We start from the raw sequence: 16281 nt of genomic DNA on the forward strand, positions 1-16281 counted from the left end.
CGATGAGAAGGGAGAGAGAAATATGGCTGTAGAAGTTGTAATGCCGAAGTTAGGGATGGCGATGAAAGAGGGTATTATTACGAGCTGGAATATTAAAGCGGGTGATAATGTGGCAAAAGGAGAATTAATTGCCAGTATTAACTCGGAAAAAATTGAAACGGAAATAGAAGCACCAGCTGATGGAACTGTTCTTGATATAGCTGTAAGTGAAGATGAGGGGGTTCCACCTGGCACTGTAATTTGCTACATTGGTAAACCGAATGAAAAAGTAGAGGTACATGAAAGCACAAAGGTTGAGGAAGAACTGACAGCGAGTGAAGTACCACAAAATGTACAACATCCAGAACCGTTAGGGAAAGAAGTTACGAATAAACAAAGAATCAAAATATCTCCTGTAGCGAAGAAGATTGCGAAAACTGAAAATCTTGATATTAAATCATTACTTGGTACCGGTCCAGGTGGAAGAATTACAAAGGTAGATGTATTAAAGGCGCTTGAAGAAAGAGTAGCAGTTCCAGAAGTACTTGAACAAGAAGAAAGTAAAGTAATTCCTGTTACTGGCATGCGGAAAGCAATCGCAAACCGTATGCATGCAAGCTTACAAAATAGTGCACAATTAACATTAACGATGAAAGTAGATGTGACAGATTTAGTTGCTTTACATAAAGAAATAGCAGAAGTTGTACAAAAACGGTACGATAACAAATTAACCATTACGGATTTCGTTTCTCGAGCTGTTGTATTAGCGCTTGGGGATCATAAAGAAATGAACAGCGCTTATATAGATGATGCAATTCATCAATTTGAACATGTTCATTTAGGTATGGCAGTCGCATTAGAAAAAGGATTAGTCGTTCCAGCTATTCGCTTCGCAAATAATCTCTCACTAGTAGAGTTATCTAAAGAGATTAAGAATGTGGCACAAAAGGCACGAGCAGGCAATTTAAATAGTGATGATATGCAAGGAACAACATTTACAATTAGTAATTTAGGAAGCTTCGGTATTGAATATTTTACACCAGTATTAAATGCACCAGAAACTGGTATTTTAGGTGTAGGTTCAATTGAACATGTTCCTGTATATAAAGGGAAAAAATTAAGAAAAGGAAGTATGTTACCTTTAAGTTTAACATTCGATCATCGTGTACTAGACGGTGCACCAGCAGCTGCATTTTTACGCACAATCAAACGCTATTTAGAAGAACCTGTAACAATTCTTTTATAAAGAGAAGGTGAGAGAATGAGTAAATTAGTCGTTATTGGAGGCGGACCTGCTGGCTATGTAGCGGCAATTACCGCGGCTCAAAATGGAAAAGATGTCACTCTTATTGATGAAGCTGATCTTGGCGGGACTTGTTTAAATGTCGGGTGCATGCCTACAAAATCATTGTTAGAAAGTGCAGAAGTGCATGACATTGTGAGAATGGCTAATAATTATGGAGTTACACTTAACAAAGAAAGTATATCAGTTGATTGGAAGCAAATGCAGGCGAGGAAATCACAAATCGTAACGCAGCTTGTCCAAGGAATTCAATATTTAATGAAGAAAAATAAAATAAAAGTTATACAAGGTAAAGCGAAATTTGAAACGGATCACCGTGTACGAGTTACATGCGGTGATAAAGAATATGTAGTAGATGGAGAACAGTTCATTATAGCGGCAGGTTCAGAACCGACTGAATTACCTTTTGTTCCATTTGACGGAAAGTGGATTTTAAATAGTAGCCATGCAATGTCCATAGATAATATACCAAAATCATTATTAATTGTTGGCGGTGGTGTAATAGGGTGCGAGTTTGCAAGTATTTATAGTCGTCTTGGAACAAAAGTTACGATTATTGAAATGGCACCGCAATTATTACCTGGTGAAGATGAAGATATCGCAAATATTTTAAGAGAGAAGCTAGAAAATGATGGTGTAGAAATATTTACAGGAGCAGCTTTAAAAGGATTAAATAATTATAAGAAGCAGGCTTCATTTGAATATGAAGGAAGTATTAGAGAAGCCAATTCAGAATTTGTTCTTATTTCTGTAGGTCGAAAACCACGTGTACAAGAGATAGGATTAGAAAAAGCAGGAATTCAATTTTCAAATAAAGGGATTGTTGTGAATAAACATATGCAAACCAATGTATCACATATTTACGCAGCAGGTGATGTAATTGGTGGAATCCAGCTTGCTCATGTTGCTTTCCATGAAGGAACGACGGCAGCATTACACGCGAGTGGAGAAGATGTAAAAGTAAACTACCATGCTGTACCTCGCTGTATTTATACAGCACCAGAAATTGCTAGCGTCGGTTTAAGTGAAAAATTAGCAAGAGAGCAATATGGTGATATTCTTATCGGAGAATTTCCTTTTACAGCAAACGGAAAAGCACTTATTATTGGAGAACAAATGGGTAAAGTAAAAGTTATTGTGGAACCTAAATATCAAGAAATTGTTGGGATTTCTATTATTGGTCCACATGCAACTGAACTGATTGGTCAAGGAACTGTAATGATTCATACGGAAGTTACAGCTGATATTATGAGAGATTATATTGCAGCGCATCCAACTTTATCTGAATCGATTCATGAAGCTTTATTGCAAGCTGTAGGGCATGCTGTACATGCTTAAATGGAATTATAATAAACCACTATTCTCTAAACGAATAAGAGAATAGTGGTTTGGATTTTTACGGAAGAAATTGAATATCCTATTATTTTTTTACGTCAATAGCTGAAGTTTTATCGTTCCATTCAGGAGCTAAATTAGCAGTTTTACCATACCAATCAGCGTGTTTAAATATAACACCTTTTCCATATCCTTGTGTAGAAGTATGCTCCCAAAGTGTCGTTGAATAACTTGCAGAAGGTGAAGCCGTACTTACAGAAGAAATTCTGTCGTTCCAGCTAGAAGGTAAATTCTTAAAGCCGCTGCTCCAGTAAATATATTGTCCACCTTTATTTATATGTTCATAAAAATCAGTACTACCAGCGCCGCTACCTAAAGGATTAATTTTATTTTTAAGTACTTTTTTATCCTTTTCAATATAAGCATCTAATGTTTCTCTGCTAGTAAAACCGTAAGCTAACCAATCTCCATTTTCATTTTGCTCAGGTAATACCATAGTAATTTGGATGTCTTTTTTCTCCTGATCACTTAATTTAGCAAAGGAATTAACATTTTGTTCATCAACTTTTAAATAATCAAATGATTTAATTGTGTTACTTTTTTCTTCAGCGCTTACTGCACCTAATCCCCCAGTTAATGCAAATCCAGCTACTAATGTCCCTGCTACTAATTTCTTCAACATATAACCATCCCTTTTTGTTTAGATTTTTGTACATGTGAATCTTTGTACTAGTAAAATGTATTCTAATTATCAACTATTGTAAATATTCTGAATTTTTAGAAATAAAAGGCGGAATATTTACAGTTTTACATTTTTTCTTTAGAAAAAATAGTTATTGGAATGATATAATAAATAGATATATCGCTTTTATTGGATGCTAAAATATTTTAGGGGGAAAGTCTTTGAAGTATTTTAATAAAGATTGGTATAAAGAAATGCAAGTGTCTGGATTTTTAAACTTCTCAGAAACAGTAGAAGAATGGGAAGAGATGTTGCGAGAGAGTGAAAAGATAGGAATGGATTATAAGCAAAGTTTAAGAGAAGATGCGGAAGAAAAGAAAGAAGATTTATTAAAGTTTCTACCTAAGTCACTACATCCGTACATTCATGATAATACAATTAATTCAGAATACCCATCGGAAAAACTAAAGAAACTTATGCTTGAATGGACAGAGGATTATGAGAAAAGAATGGATGATTTAGAACAAGCTTATAAAGATAATTATAATTCTATAAAAGAAAGACTCGCGCAGAATGTCGTTCAACTATATGAATACTCACTACATGACAGTCAAGTTACATCAGTTGAGAGAAGATCAAAAGATACGATAATTATAACTTTAGATTGCAGCGGTACTTTTAATGAATTTGATAAACTAAAAGTAACTTTTACAGGAGTTTCAAAATGTTCTATTCCAGAAAATTTTGAAGGTGCTTGGTGGTTATGTCATGAAATAGATCTTGCTGAAGATGGTGTTGAACTAGGGGTTTTATTTGATTGTCCATTTGAAGAAGTGATGATTTGTGCAAAAAATGTATTGCTGGAAATAGATAACTAGTAAACTTTATAACTCTACAAATAAAAAACAGTCGTATTTGACTGTTTTTTATTTAGATACTAAATGATCCAGCTTCCAATATGTATCTGTTAACGGTGCAGCTTTGCTATCTATGTATAGATACATATTATTTAAATCTTTTGGTGAAGTTTTCAGTTCAAATACAACGTCAGTAGTTAAAGAGAATTCGTGTGGAACATTTTTATAGTGCTCGTCATATATCGGATGAGCTTCACCTTCATATTTCTGACCAGTTTTTTCATCTTGTATGAAATATTTTATTTCCGAAAGATCAATAGTTTGTCCATCGTCTCGAACATTATTAATCATAACACGAGTAGTAATGCGCCGTTCTTTATCTATTTTTTCAAACTTTGCATTTTCAACAGTTGCTCTATAGTATTCGTTTTTAACTATTTCCCCATAGTGCATTGCATTCTTTTCAATAGCGCTCTTTTCTTGTTTTGGTGCAGTATTCCCATTACATCCTGCCATTAGTCCTGTAAATAATAGTGCTGTACAAGTTACTTTCATTATAGATTTCATAGTAATTCCTTTCTGTGTTAAAAAGTAAAACATAGGAATAATTTTACATCAATAGGAAGGTAAATGGAAGTGTGTTTGTGGAATATATAAATATACATTTATTTAGTTATCCAGTTAAGAGAATAGAAAGAGGGAAAAAGCTGAATAAAACGGAGTGAATAAGAATTGAAAATATTGTAAAGCGGAAGAGACATGCATATAATTAAAATAAGGATAAGATTTCAGAATCTTCAATAACGGCGGTGGACACATGTTTACTGAAGAGCGTAGAGAGAAAATTTTAGAATTACTTAAGAAAAATGGAAGGGTAATTGCAAAGGATCTTGCGGAAAGTTTCGATATGTCTATCGATTCTATAAGAAGAGATTTGTCTATTATGGAGAAGGATGGCTTGTTAAAAAGAACACATGGAGGAGCAATTGAACTTGCTAGAGTAAGGAATTTAGCTACCAAGCCATTGAAACGTTATAGTAATGGTTCTGTATATGAAGACGCAATTGCAAAAATCGCAGCTTCTTATATACAAGAAGGAGATTCCGTTTTTATTGGTGGAGCTTCTATTCATTATGCCATGTTAAAATATTTACCTGAAACATCATTTACAGTTATTACGAATGCTTTAGAAATTGCTAGTACGTTACAGGAATATAAGAACATCGATATGTACTTAATTGGTGGCATGGTGAAACCATCAGGAAATATGACAGATACACTTGCTTCAGAGTTAATAAGTAGATTTTCTATTGATCTTAATTTTTCTACAGGTGATGGTATTTCATTAAACGGTATAAGTACTGCAACGCCGGAAGTTGCTTTTTTTAGTAAAACAGTAAGTAAGATTGCTAGAAGAAATATTTGTTTAGCTCCTCATAATAAACTTGGAATAGACTACTTTATAAAAGGAGAGTCACTGATTGAAATTGATCTTATAATAACAGATTCGGAGGCTAGTAAAGAAACAATTCAAGAATTTGAGAAACAAGGTAAAGAAATTGTAATAGCATCAATAGACTACGTTTAAAAGGAGTTTGAAATGATTATAAAAAGACAAGAATTTCATATAAATGGACTAACTTATACAATTCGTTCTGCAGCTGAAACAGATGCGGAACAGTTATCGGAAATTAGAGTTCAGATCGATGGAGAAACTGAAAATATGGATAGAGAAGCTGGAGAGGGATTTATAGATAAGATAGGATTTCAAAACATAATAAAAACAGATAGTGAAGAGAGTAAGAACCTGTTTTTAGTTGCAGAAGTACATGATCGAATCGTTGGATTTTCAAGATGCGAAGGGTCAAATTTAAAGAGATTATCTCATAAAATAGAATTTGGTGTTTGTATTTTAAAAGAATTTTGGGGATATGGAATAGGTAAGAGTCTATTGGGACAATCTATTCATTGGGCTGATGAAAATGAGATTAAAAAGATATCATTACAAGTATTAGAGACAAATGAAAAAGCCATTCAGCTTTATAAAAAGTTAGGTTTTGAAGTAGAAGGTATTTTAAAAAATGATAAAAGGCTGTCGGGTGGGAAGTATTATAATACGGTAGTAATGGGAAGGTGTATTTGAGTCTGTTCATAAAAGAGGTGAAAATATATGTTTTACAGAAGAAAGTACTATATAGTAAAGAATGAATTTGTAGAAATATTTAATGGGCATTTTAATAACACGAATTTACCTAATCAGTTAAAGTATGGTTCCAGGCTAATAGGACGCTGGATGAAAGATAATAAGAATGGTACGACTGAAGTGTTTGCCATATGGGAATATGATAGTTATGAACAGTATAAAGAAATAGAATCAAAGATTAGAAATGACGAGAAGCATATTAGAAAAATACATGAATGGTATGAAAAACATGGCGGAAGAGAATATGTTTTACAGGAGTACATAGTAGAGATGAAAAACGAAGAGTTAGTATGTACTGTAAAGTGATAGAGAGGTGGGAGATAGTGGGAATGAAAACAAAATTATATTTTAGTGTAGCATCTACTATTTTATTTGCAATAGCCGTAATTATTTTCTTTATAAACGGTAATCCACAAATGTGGTTTTGGTTATGTATTTTTTTTGCGTCCATTATACAAAACATAGTGCTACTAAAAAAGAATAAAGAAGCGCATTAAGATATTCAAATTATTAACATATTTGTGTCGTCTTTCTAGTTTTATTGAAAACGCTTTTATTCAGTTTTATAATAAAGGTATGTTTTTTACAGATCTCCAAAACAATAAATAGGGAGATGATACAATGTTAGCTTCACCGTTTTACTTACATACATGGAAAAAGTTTGTTGATGAAGGAGTCCTTGATTCGAACCGTATAAACGAAAGAATTTCAGAGTCATGGTATCGATGTAAACAAGCAAATGTGAATCCTCATATGAATAAAGGTCAGAAAATTTTGTCTTCTAATATTTTTCAAGACCAAAAGAAAAAGAGTGAAATCTTCTTAGATATAGCAATACCTCAAATACAAAATATGAGAAAAACCATTGATGAATTGCAAATGATGGCATTATTAATTGATCCAGATGGTTACGTTCTATCGTTAAGTGGAAATGAACAAACATTGAAACGAGCAAAACATATTAACTTCATTGAAGGTGTGAAATGGACGGAAGCAGCTGTTGGTACAAATGCAATAGGAACAGCGCTTGAGATTGAAGAGGCTATTATGATAAGTGGTACAGAGCATTATTCTGTCGCATCTCATAGCTGGAGCTGTGCGGCTGCTCCCATTCATAACGATGATGGGAAATTAATTGGTGTTCTAGATTTCTCCTGTCCAATTGAATTTTCGCATCCATATATGCTCGGAATGGTAACTTCGATTGCACATGCGATTGAACGTGAATGTAGTATTCGAGTACATCAAAATGAACTGCATTTAATCCATCGTTTTTTAGATGTAATTGACAGTAATGAACAAGTTGTAATTTGTAATCATCGTAATGTTATCGTTTCTGCAAGCAAGAGGATTCGGGAACGAGTAACTAATTGGTCACGAATGAAACTTGAAGATTTAATGTACTATGGATTGAAAACTAAATTAGAAGTTCCAGTATACAGTAATAATAGAATGATTGGGAAATGTATTTATGTAAAGGAAAATAAACAAGAAAAAGTATTTTCAACTTCCCTATTTATAAATGGCATCACTTTCCCTGGAGTAATTGGGACAAGCGATGCATTTCAACATACATTAGAAGAAATTAAGCTTGTATCACCAACTGATGCAAGTGTATATGTTTGTGGTGAAACAGGTGTAGGAAAAGAATATGTAGCGAGAGCGATTCATGAAAATAGTCCAAGAAAAAATGGTCCTTTTATAGCTGTTAACTGCGGTGCATTACCGAAAGAATTAATGGAAAGTGAATTGTTTGGTTATGCTGAAGGAGCGTTTACAGGTGCACGGCGTCAAGGATATAAAGGGAAATTCGAACAAGCAGACGGAGGAACAATATTTTTAGATGAAATTGGTGAAGTGCCTCCAGAGATGCAAGTAGCATTATTACGTGTTTTACAAGAAAGAACAGTAACCCCAATTGGCAGTTCAAAAGAGGTGCCAGTTAATATTCGTATTATTACTGCGACACATAAAGATCTATTGCGATTAGTAGAAGAAGGGAAATTCCGTCAAGATTTATATTATCGTTTACATGTTTATCCGCTATATGTTCCATCGTTAATAGAAAGAAAAGAGGATATTCCGTACTTCATAAAACACTTTTGCAAACGAAAGAATTGGAATGTTGTATTTCCAAAAAGTATTTGTAATCAATTTTCTCAGCATACATGGCCCGGAAATATTCGAGAATTATTAAATGCATTAGAACGCATCTACATTTTGTCGCAAGGACGGGAAATATGCGAAAAACAAATCTCTTTTTTATTACAAACAATGATGAGAAATCAACATCAGCTTGAATTGCAAACAGAAAATAAAACAGAGAACACATTGAATTTCCGTGAAAAAATACAGCGTGATAGCATGATTGAAGCGCTAGAAAAGACGAACGGAAATGTTTCGTTAGCTGCAAAACTGTTAGATGTACCTCGAAGTACATTTTATAAACGAATGCAAAAATATAAGTTATAAAGTAGATTTTTGTAATCTACTTTTTCTTTGTGAGCTCATGTTCTGTCGGAATGTGCGCTTACCGGGGAAATAATAGAATAGTTAGAAATTAATTTCCGGAAGGGGCTTATATGAAGTATATTGAAATCGGCTTCGGAAATAGGTGGTTCGTTCGAACAGAAACTGAAAATAAAGATGGAACTGAATTTGAAGAACGAGGAATTATAAAACCTATTTATTTTGAGTCGTTATATGTACGAATGTGGTTTCGGAAAACGTGTTTAATTTTAGATACGAAAGAAGGATTTAAAAAGGTTAAAAAGAGGAGGATTGAATATAAATTTATTTTTGGAATTGTGAGTAGACTGGATAAAGAAAAAGTGGGCTAACATGCGAAGTTATATTGACCAGGAAATTCTTTTGACTTATATCAAATTCATGAAAAGCACTTTTACTAAATATTAATTGTTAATAAAACCGCTAAGGAAACTTAGCGGTTTCTTTTTAAAAAGGGAGGATTTGCGTATGAATAGGATTGTAACTGTTTTACTTGCAATTATTATAATGGGGTATTCCATTTATAGTTGGAATGCTACTTCGGAACTGAGTATGTTAATTTTACAAACGCTTTTAGGGTTTATGTTAGTTAGTTTAGGGGTGCAAAATTTTAAAAATAAAGAAAATAGAAGTGTGGGTATCGTTTTACTACTCGTTGCGCTATATTTAATTGTTGTATCGTTAGTAAAATATTTGGCATGAATAAGTATTTAAATGACTTATTCATGCTTTCCTTATTACGATAAATATTCTCGTAATAAAAATTAAAATTCCACTTGTATTTCACTATATAAAATATGGCATAATGATTTAGTTAAATAGAAATGGATAGGGTATTTGAGAGGGGCAGTATAATGAGTTTTGCAATTGAAATAGTAATAAAAGCACCAATGGATGTTGTATGTGATTATATAATAGAAGATGAAAAAATAAAAGAATGGAATACGTTTATAATAGAAAATCGCTATCCTTCAAATATGGATAAAGAAAATCCACGTGTAGGAGATAAATATATTACTGTTCAAAAAGTCGGTAAGAAAATATTGGAGGCAGAAGTAGAAATTCTTGAATACGATGCACCCCATATTATTTCACTAGGTAGTGAAATGAAGCAAGGTTATTCAGCGATGACTTATATGTTAGAAGAAGATGAGGAAGGTACAGCACTAACATTAATTTCAGAATATGAACCTAGTAATTTTTATTATAAAATCATATATAAGTTAACAGGCTGGATTTCACGAGGTTTAACCATGGAACAAATGGAACGTCTAGCAGAATGTGTAGAAGCTGCTTATCATAAAGAAGATTAATATTAAAAATATATTAAGGTAAAAGCGTTACTCAATCTCATGAGTAACGCTTTTACTGTTTGAAGATTTTTCATTGAAAATCTCAATAGCACTTTCATATATTTCTTTATCAATACAAAAATAGCACACCTTATGTATTGAACGTGTGCTATTTATATAAACCAGTCGTATACATTTTCGTCAATGTATGCACAATTTCTTCTAGGTTGATCTTTTTATCATTTTGCACAATCGTCCAAAGAAACATCTCATTCATCGCAAACCAAGCACGTGCTACAATTTCTTTATTCAATTCAGAATGTGCTAACCCACTTTCTTGAGAGTATGTAATATCTTGCGTAATACTGTTTATAAAGCGTTCCCGTATCTCGTCCCATTTTTGACGTATCTCTTTTGATAACCCAATTGCTTCTTCTACAACTTGTAAAATTGCTCGTTCTTTCTCTGCTAATTGTAGAAATGCTTTAACTTGATTTTGGATCATTGTACGTGCTTCTCCTGTCGTTTGAGGCGAAAAAGAGCGCTCAGCGATATTATAAAATTGATTCATAACATCTTCCATTAAAACGATGAGAAGATCATCTTTGTTTTTAAAGTATACATATGCCGTGCCATAACCGGTTTCAGCGTGTTTAATAATTTGTGTAATTGTCGTTTTTTGAAATCCGTTACGAATAAAAATAGTGTAACCAGAGTGTAATAGTTTCTTCTTTGTTTCTAAGGAGCGGTGTTTTCTTGATGAAAGAGTAGTGTTTTTCAAAGAATCACCTCTTTATACTGAACTATCTGAAAATATAACTGTATTGTAAAAGAAATTCATATATAAAGTCAACTGACATAATATCATTGACGTTATATCAACTAAGGTGATATATTTCAATTAGTTAGAATAAAAAGAAAATTAAGAGAAGGTGACACCATGTATAAAGAACCATTTCAACCAACTTATGAGTATGCGCTTGAATGTGATAAACATGATGAACTGAAAGATTTTCAAACTGAATTTTATAAAAAAGAAGGAACAATATATTTAGATGGAAACTCATTAGGGCTACTTTCAAAAAGAGCAGAGAAATCATTACTTACTTTGCTAGATTCATGGAAAGAGTATGGCATTGACGGCTGGACCGAGGGTGAGCATCCGTGGTTTTTCCTTTCAGAGAAATTAGGTGAATTGACTGCACCTCTTATTGGAGCTTTACCAGAAGAAACTATTGTAACCGGTTCCACGACAACGAATATTCATCAAGTAATCGCAACTTTCTATGAGCCGAAAGGAATTCGGACAAAAATTCTTGCGGATGAATTAACATTTCCGTCAGATATATATGCACTTCAAAGTCAAATTCGCTTAAAGGGCCTAGATCCAGATGAGCATTTAGTACGAGTGAAGAGCCGAGACGGTAGAACACTTTCTGAAGATGATATTATTCAAGCAATGACAGATGACATCGCGTTAATTTTATTGCCTTCTGTACTATATAGAAGTGGACAAATTCTTGATATGAAACGTTTAACAGCGGAAGCTCATGAGCGTGGTATTCATATCGGGTTCGATTTATGTCACTCAATCGGTTCTATTCCGCATCATTTCAAAGAATGGGATGTTGACTTTGCTATTTGGTGTAATTATAAATACTTAAACGCAGGACCTGGCGGTGTTGCTGGCCTTTATGTAAATAAAAAGCATTTTAATAGACTTCCAGGCTTGTCTGGCTGGTTTAGTTCTAGAAAAGATAAGCAGTTTGATATGGAACATACATTAACAGCTGCTGATCATGCAGGGGCGTATCAAATTGGTACACCGCACATATTAAGTACTGCACCTTTAATTGGTTCACTTGAAATATTTAAAGATGCTGGTATAGAACGTTTACGTGAAAAATCCTTACATATTACAAGATACATGCTTAATTTGATTGACCATGAATTAAAAGATTTCGGATTTACAATTGGAAATCCATTTGAGGATGAAAAACGAGGCGGGCATATTTATTTAGAGCATGCAGAAGCAGCACGTATATGTAAAGCGTTAAAAGCAAATGGAGTAATTCCAGATTTTAGAGCGCCAAATGGAGTGAGACTTGCGCCAGTTGCTTTATATAATACGTACGAAGAAGTATGGCAGTCTGTTATGATTTTAAAGAAAATTATGAAAGATGAAGAGTATAAGCAATTTGAAAATAAGCGAGAGGTTGTGGCATAAGTATGAAAACATCAGAGTGGATTGATATTTCACAACCGCTAAATAATGATATTGCTACTTGGCCAGGGGATACACCGTTCTCGTATGAAGTATCATGGTCAAAAGAAGAGAGTGGCTCAGTAAATGTCGGAAAGTTAACGATGAGTATTCATACAGGCACTCATATTGATGCACCGTTTCATTTTGATAATGATGGAAAGAAAGTGTTAGATTTAGATATTCAAGTTTATGTCGGACCTACGCGAATCATTGACGTTTCTAATCTTGAAAGCATTGGGAAAAAGGAATTAGAGAAATTTCATTTAGAAGGCGTAGAACGCTTGTTGTTACGCACATCTTCACATGGTAAAGCGAATGAATTCCCGGATATAATCCCGCATTTACGTGCGGATATAGCACCATTTCTTTCAGAAAAAGGTATACGTTTAATTGGAGTGGATGTACCATCAGTTGATCCATTAGATGATAAAGAATTAGCAGCGCATCATCAATTGTTTAAACATGGTATACACATTTTAGAAAATGTCGTACTAGATCATGTAGCAGATGGCGATTACGAACTAATCGCATTACCACTTGCCTTATCAGATGCAGATGGAAGTCCAGTTCGAGCAGTTATTAGACCAATATAAGTAGAAATATATATAAAGGGGCGTTTTGCTAATATGAAAGAAAATGAAAAGGTAATTATGGAAAAAGGGATTCATACGGACTTTAAAGAGAATATGACGTACGGGGAATATTTACAATTAGATAGTTTACTATCTTCTCAAAAGAGATTATCAGACCACCATGATGAAATGTTGTTCATCGTTATTCACCAAGCAAGCGAACTTTGGATGAAGCTTATTTTACATGAGTTAAACGCAGCAATTGAATCTATTAAACAAGACAAATTACAACCAGCTTTTAAAATGTTAGCACGCGTATCAAAAATTCAATCACAAATCATTCAATCTTGGGATATTCTTGCGACATTAACGCCATCCGAGTACATTGAGTTTCGTGACTCGCTCGGTCAAGCTTCAGGTTTTCAATCGTATCAATATCGTATGATTGAGTATGCACTTGGTTATAAAACGCCGCATGCCTTAAAAATTTATGAAAAAGATCCAGAATTACATGCTCGACTTCATACAGCACTACATGCACCAAGTTTATATGATGTGGCAATTCAAGCTCTTGTAAAAGAAGGATTCCCAATTCATAAAGACGTGTTAAATCGTGATATTACGCAGCCTTACGAAGAAGATGTAACAGTAGAAGCAGCATGGCTTGAAGTGTATGCGGATGTGAAAAAATATTGGAATTTATATCAGCTTGCTGAAAAACTTATCGATATTGAAGATTGGCTACAACAATGGCGTTTCCGTCATATGAAAACAGTAGAACGCATTATCGGACATAAAATGGGAACAGGCGGCTCTTCTGGTGTATCTTATTTAAAACGAGTACTTGATCAACGTTTCTTCCCAGAGCTTTGGAATGTTCGCACTAAATTATAAAAACAAACCTGTCAGTTCATTACTGGCAGGTTTGTTTTTTATTTGAACACAAGTATGTTTTAATTAAAGCTACAAGATATAATAAATTAGGTAATGATTTAATTGGAGGTAAAGTATTGGATTTCAAGCAGCTAGAAAATAAATTTGAAAAGAAAAAAGTAAATACATTTCTTGTTTATCAAAAAGGGGAATTAACAACTGAGTATTATAAAACACCCGAATGTGCAAATAACTTATATAAAATAAATTCGATTACAAAAAGCATTGTATCTATATTAATAGGTATTGCAATCGATAAAGGATATATAAATGATATACATACACCGATTACAGAATGGATTGAAAATGTATCTGAGGAAAAGCAGGATTTGACTCTTTACCATTTATTAACGATGACTACAGGAGAAGATTGGAAAGAGTTCGGAAATGGAGTAGTGTTCCCAAATGATTTTGTAGAATCGGATAACTGGGTGCAGTACATATTAGAAAAACCAATGATTGAAGAACCGGCTACAAAAATGAATTATAACTCAGGCTCTTCGCATTTACTTAGTTACATTATCCAAAAAGCTACTGGAATGCCGACAGAACAGTTTGCGAAAAAATATGTATTTGATCCATTAGAAATTACCGAATATGAGTGGCAGCAAGATCCGCAAGGAATACATGTCGGCGGCTTCGGAATGAAAATGAAGTCTAAAGATTTATTAAAGCTCGGTATATTATGTTTGCAGAATGGATATTGGCAGGGGAATGAAATCATATCATCAAAATGGTTAGAAGAATCAAGTATGGCTCTATTTGAAACGTATGAACATGTCGGGGCGTATGGATATCACTGGTGGGTATTGAATAACGAAAGATTTCACATACCGTATTGTATGTACTTTGCTATGGGATATGGCGGGCAATATATCGTTATCATTCCGCAGTTAGAGGTAGTTGCTGTAATAAGTAGTCATATGCCTAAACGTGGACTTGTTCCATTAAAATTATTTATTGAACATATACAAGAGAATTGTAATTTTCAGTAAGGGTACAAGTAAATCCATTCAATCCAGTTCAATTGTTTCATTTCTTCACAATTGAAAGTAATTTAGAAATGAAAACCTCACTGTTTATAATGTAAACAGTGAGGTTTTCATTTTATCTACTCGTCTTCTGAAACGACACCTTAATAAATTTCTCTGTCTTCGTTTCAAATTCTACATCCACAAAAACACCATATTCTTTTCCATCTTCACGTAACCATAATTTAAATTTTTCAACTGTTATTTGAACGGTTTTCGGTTTTCTACCTATATGAAGATAATCAATTATATCAGCTTTCGGGTATTGTTCTTTCGTCTTTTCTACAGCAAGTTTCCCCCATTTCGCATACGGCGGCTGCGCATGAACAATTGATGAGCCGGTATATATATTTGAACATGTTGTTAGGAGCAGAATGACCAGTACGACACGCTTTAACAATTTCCTCATGATGAACTCCTTTTATCCTTTTTGTATATTGTTTACATATTTTTTCAACGATATGAGCTTGGATTTTTTTGTCTTCTTTACATAAAAGCGAGCCTTTTACAAAACATAACCAAGAAATCATTTCTGTAATTAAGGAGGGAAATTTATGCGCCAAAAAGCTATTTTAAAAATAGCAGTTTTACTTGCGTTCATAGGACTATCTTTAATGGTCAGTAGTATACAACTAAAAAATGTAGAAGCCTTTTCTAATCAAGTCATTCAAAGGGGAGCATCTGGCGAAGATGTCATTGAACTGCAATCTCGTTTGAAATATAACGGATTTTATACGGGAAAAGTGGATGGTGTTTTCGGCTGGGGTACATACTGGGCACTTCGAAATTTTCAAGAGAAATTTGGTTTACCTGTTGATGGTTTAGCTGGAGCTAAAACGAAGCAAATGCTCGTGAAGGCAACGAAGTATGATAAGTCAACTGCTAATAAAGGAAGTAGTGGTGGTACAGCACAAGAAAATAAACCATCTCAAAATAAAGGGACAAATGTTCCAAATGGTTATTCTCAAAATGACATTCAGCTCATGGCAAACGCAGTATATGGAGAGTCTCGTGGTGAGCCGTACTTAGGACAAGTTGCAGTCGCTGCGGTTATTTTAAATCGTGTTACAAGTGCATCATTTCCAAATACCGTTTCGGGTGTAATCTTTGAGCCAAGAGCATTTACAGCGGTAGCAGACGGACAAATATATTTAACGCCAAATGAAACAGCGAAAAAGGCTGTATTAGATGCAATTAATGGATGGGATCCAACAGGAAACGCATTGTACTACTTCAATCCAGATACTGCAACAAGTAAATGGATTTGGACTCGTCCACAAATTAAAAAGATCGGGAAACATATTTTCTGTAAATAGAGCG

Annotated in this window: 20 protein-coding genes; 16 read left to right on the plus strand and 4 right to left on the minus strand. The window is 33.8% G+C overall.

Annotation, left to right across the window (positions count from 1 at the left end; all coding sequences use genetic code 11):
* Positions 1-22: 22 nt before the first annotated feature.
* Entirely contained in the window at positions 23-1225 is a 1203-nt protein-coding gene (acoC, locus tag AC0L0O_RS10650; RefSeq protein ID WP_149283202.1) for an acetoin dehydrogenase complex dihydrolipoyllysine-residue acetyltransferase, read from the plus strand.
* Positions 1226-1240: 15 nt separating this feature from the next.
* Positions 1241-2620, plus strand: coding sequence for a dihydrolipoyl dehydrogenase (gene lpdA, locus AC0L0O_RS10655; RefSeq protein ID WP_000041202.1), 1380 nt, complete (start codon positions 1241-1243; stop codon positions 2618-2620).
* 82 nt (positions 2621-2702) lie between these two features.
* Here lpdA and AC0L0O_RS10660 read toward each other — a convergent pair whose 3' ends face one another.
* Positions 2703-3299 (minus strand): hypothetical protein, encoded by a 597-nt coding sequence (locus tag AC0L0O_RS10660; RefSeq protein WP_000914441.1) that lies wholly within the window; start codon positions 3297-3299, stop codon positions 2703-2705.
* 221 nt (positions 3300-3520) lie between these two features.
* Here AC0L0O_RS10660 and AC0L0O_RS10665 point away from each other — a divergent pair, with 221 nt between their 5' ends.
* Positions 3521-4177: a DUF4085 family protein gene (locus AC0L0O_RS10665; protein ID WP_000873334.1), complete on the plus strand. Its 657-nt coding sequence runs from the start codon at positions 3521-3523 to the stop codon at positions 4175-4177.
* Between the two features lie 48 nt (positions 4178-4225).
* Here the strand turns inward: AC0L0O_RS10665 and AC0L0O_RS10670 are convergent, their stop codons facing one another.
* Positions 4226-4723: a lipoprotein gene (locus tag AC0L0O_RS10670; RefSeq protein WP_000836192.1), complete on the minus strand. Its 498-nt coding sequence runs from the start codon at positions 4721-4723 to the stop codon at positions 4226-4228.
* 250 nt (positions 4724-4973) lie between these two features.
* Between AC0L0O_RS10670 and AC0L0O_RS10675 the strand changes: the two genes are divergently transcribed.
* The 8 genes from AC0L0O_RS10675 to AC0L0O_RS10710 all read left to right on the plus strand — a co-directional run bounded on the left by AC0L0O_RS10675 (position 4974) and on the right by AC0L0O_RS10710 (position 10180).
* Positions 4974-5744, plus strand: a complete 771-nt coding sequence (locus tag AC0L0O_RS10675) for a DeoR/GlpR family DNA-binding transcription regulator (protein WP_000493621.1) — start codon at positions 4974-4976, stop codon at positions 5742-5744.
* 12 nt (positions 5745-5756) lie between these two features.
* Positions 5757-6299: a GNAT family N-acetyltransferase gene (locus AC0L0O_RS10680; protein ID WP_473785750.1), complete on the plus strand. Its 543-nt coding sequence runs from the start codon at positions 5757-5759 to the stop codon at positions 6297-6299.
* Positions 6300-6326: 27 nt separating this feature from the next.
* Positions 6327-6665, plus strand: coding sequence for an NIPSNAP family protein (locus AC0L0O_RS10685; RefSeq protein ID WP_000499977.1), 339 nt, complete (start codon positions 6327-6329; stop codon positions 6663-6665).
* Positions 6666-6682: 17 nt separating this feature from the next.
* Complete coding sequence (locus AC0L0O_RS10690; RefSeq protein WP_000525551.1) at positions 6683-6856, plus strand: hypothetical protein; 174 nt, start codon at positions 6683-6685, stop codon at positions 6854-6856.
* Between the two features lie 124 nt (positions 6857-6980).
* On the plus strand, positions 6981-8831 hold the full coding sequence (locus tag AC0L0O_RS10695; RefSeq protein WP_000881411.1) for a sigma-54-dependent Fis family transcriptional regulator: 1851 nt from the start codon (positions 6981-6983) through the stop codon (positions 8829-8831).
* A gap of 110 nt (positions 8832-8941) precedes the next feature.
* Positions 8942-9199 (plus strand): DUF3977 family protein, encoded by a 258-nt coding sequence (locus AC0L0O_RS10700; RefSeq protein WP_000873829.1) that lies wholly within the window; start codon positions 8942-8944, stop codon positions 9197-9199.
* A gap of 136 nt (positions 9200-9335) precedes the next feature.
* Positions 9336-9569 carry a YczI family protein gene (locus tag AC0L0O_RS10705; RefSeq protein WP_001080068.1) on the plus strand — a complete coding sequence of 78 codons (234 nt, stop codon included), beginning with the start codon at positions 9336-9338 and terminating at the stop codon, positions 9567-9569.
* Between the two features lie 152 nt (positions 9570-9721).
* Entirely contained in the window at positions 9722-10180 is a 459-nt protein-coding gene (locus AC0L0O_RS10710) for an SRPBCC family protein (RefSeq protein WP_000006418.1), read from the plus strand.
* Between the two features lie 148 nt (positions 10181-10328).
* Here the strand turns inward: AC0L0O_RS10710 and AC0L0O_RS10715 are convergent, their stop codons facing one another.
* Positions 10329-10940, minus strand: coding sequence for a TetR/AcrR family transcriptional regulator (locus tag AC0L0O_RS10715; RefSeq protein ID WP_000799611.1), 612 nt, complete (start codon positions 10938-10940; stop codon positions 10329-10331).
* 159 nt (positions 10941-11099) lie between these two features.
* On the opposite strand from AC0L0O_RS10715, the gene kynU reads away from it, so the two are divergent.
* The 4 genes from kynU to AC0L0O_RS10735 all read left to right on the plus strand — a co-directional run bounded on the left by kynU (position 11100) and on the right by AC0L0O_RS10735 (position 14925).
* The gene (kynU, locus tag AC0L0O_RS10720; protein WP_000276287.1) at positions 11100-12386 is read left to right on the plus strand and encodes a kynureninase; all 1287 of its coding nucleotides are present in this window, start codon (positions 11100-11102) and stop codon (positions 12384-12386) included.
* A 2-nt stretch (positions 12387-12388) separates the two neighbouring features.
* Complete coding sequence (gene kynB, locus AC0L0O_RS10725; RefSeq protein ID WP_000858056.1) at positions 12389-13018, plus strand: arylformamidase; 630 nt, start codon at positions 12389-12391, stop codon at positions 13016-13018.
* Positions 13019-13051: 33 nt separating this feature from the next.
* Positions 13052-13891, plus strand: coding sequence for a tryptophan 2,3-dioxygenase (gene kynA, locus AC0L0O_RS10730; protein ID WP_000661968.1), 840 nt, complete (start codon positions 13052-13054; stop codon positions 13889-13891).
* A gap of 116 nt (positions 13892-14007) precedes the next feature.
* On the plus strand, positions 14008-14925 hold the full coding sequence (locus tag AC0L0O_RS10735) for a serine hydrolase domain-containing protein (protein WP_000346240.1): 918 nt from the start codon (positions 14008-14010) through the stop codon (positions 14923-14925).
* A gap of 112 nt (positions 14926-15037) precedes the next feature.
* Here AC0L0O_RS10735 and AC0L0O_RS10740 read toward each other — a convergent pair whose 3' ends face one another.
* Positions 15038-15370, minus strand: coding sequence for a YqzG/YhdC family protein (locus AC0L0O_RS10740; protein WP_001228777.1), 333 nt, complete (start codon positions 15368-15370; stop codon positions 15038-15040).
* Between the two features lie 205 nt (positions 15371-15575).
* Between AC0L0O_RS10740 and sleB the strand changes: the two genes are divergently transcribed.
* Entirely contained in the window at positions 15576-16277 is a 702-nt protein-coding gene (sleB, locus tag AC0L0O_RS10745; protein ID WP_369825431.1) for a spore cortex-lytic enzyme, read from the plus strand.
* The last annotated feature ends 4 nt before the right edge of the window (positions 16278-16281 follow it).

The organism is Bacillus sp. GS3m_15504 (assembly GCF_055825275.1).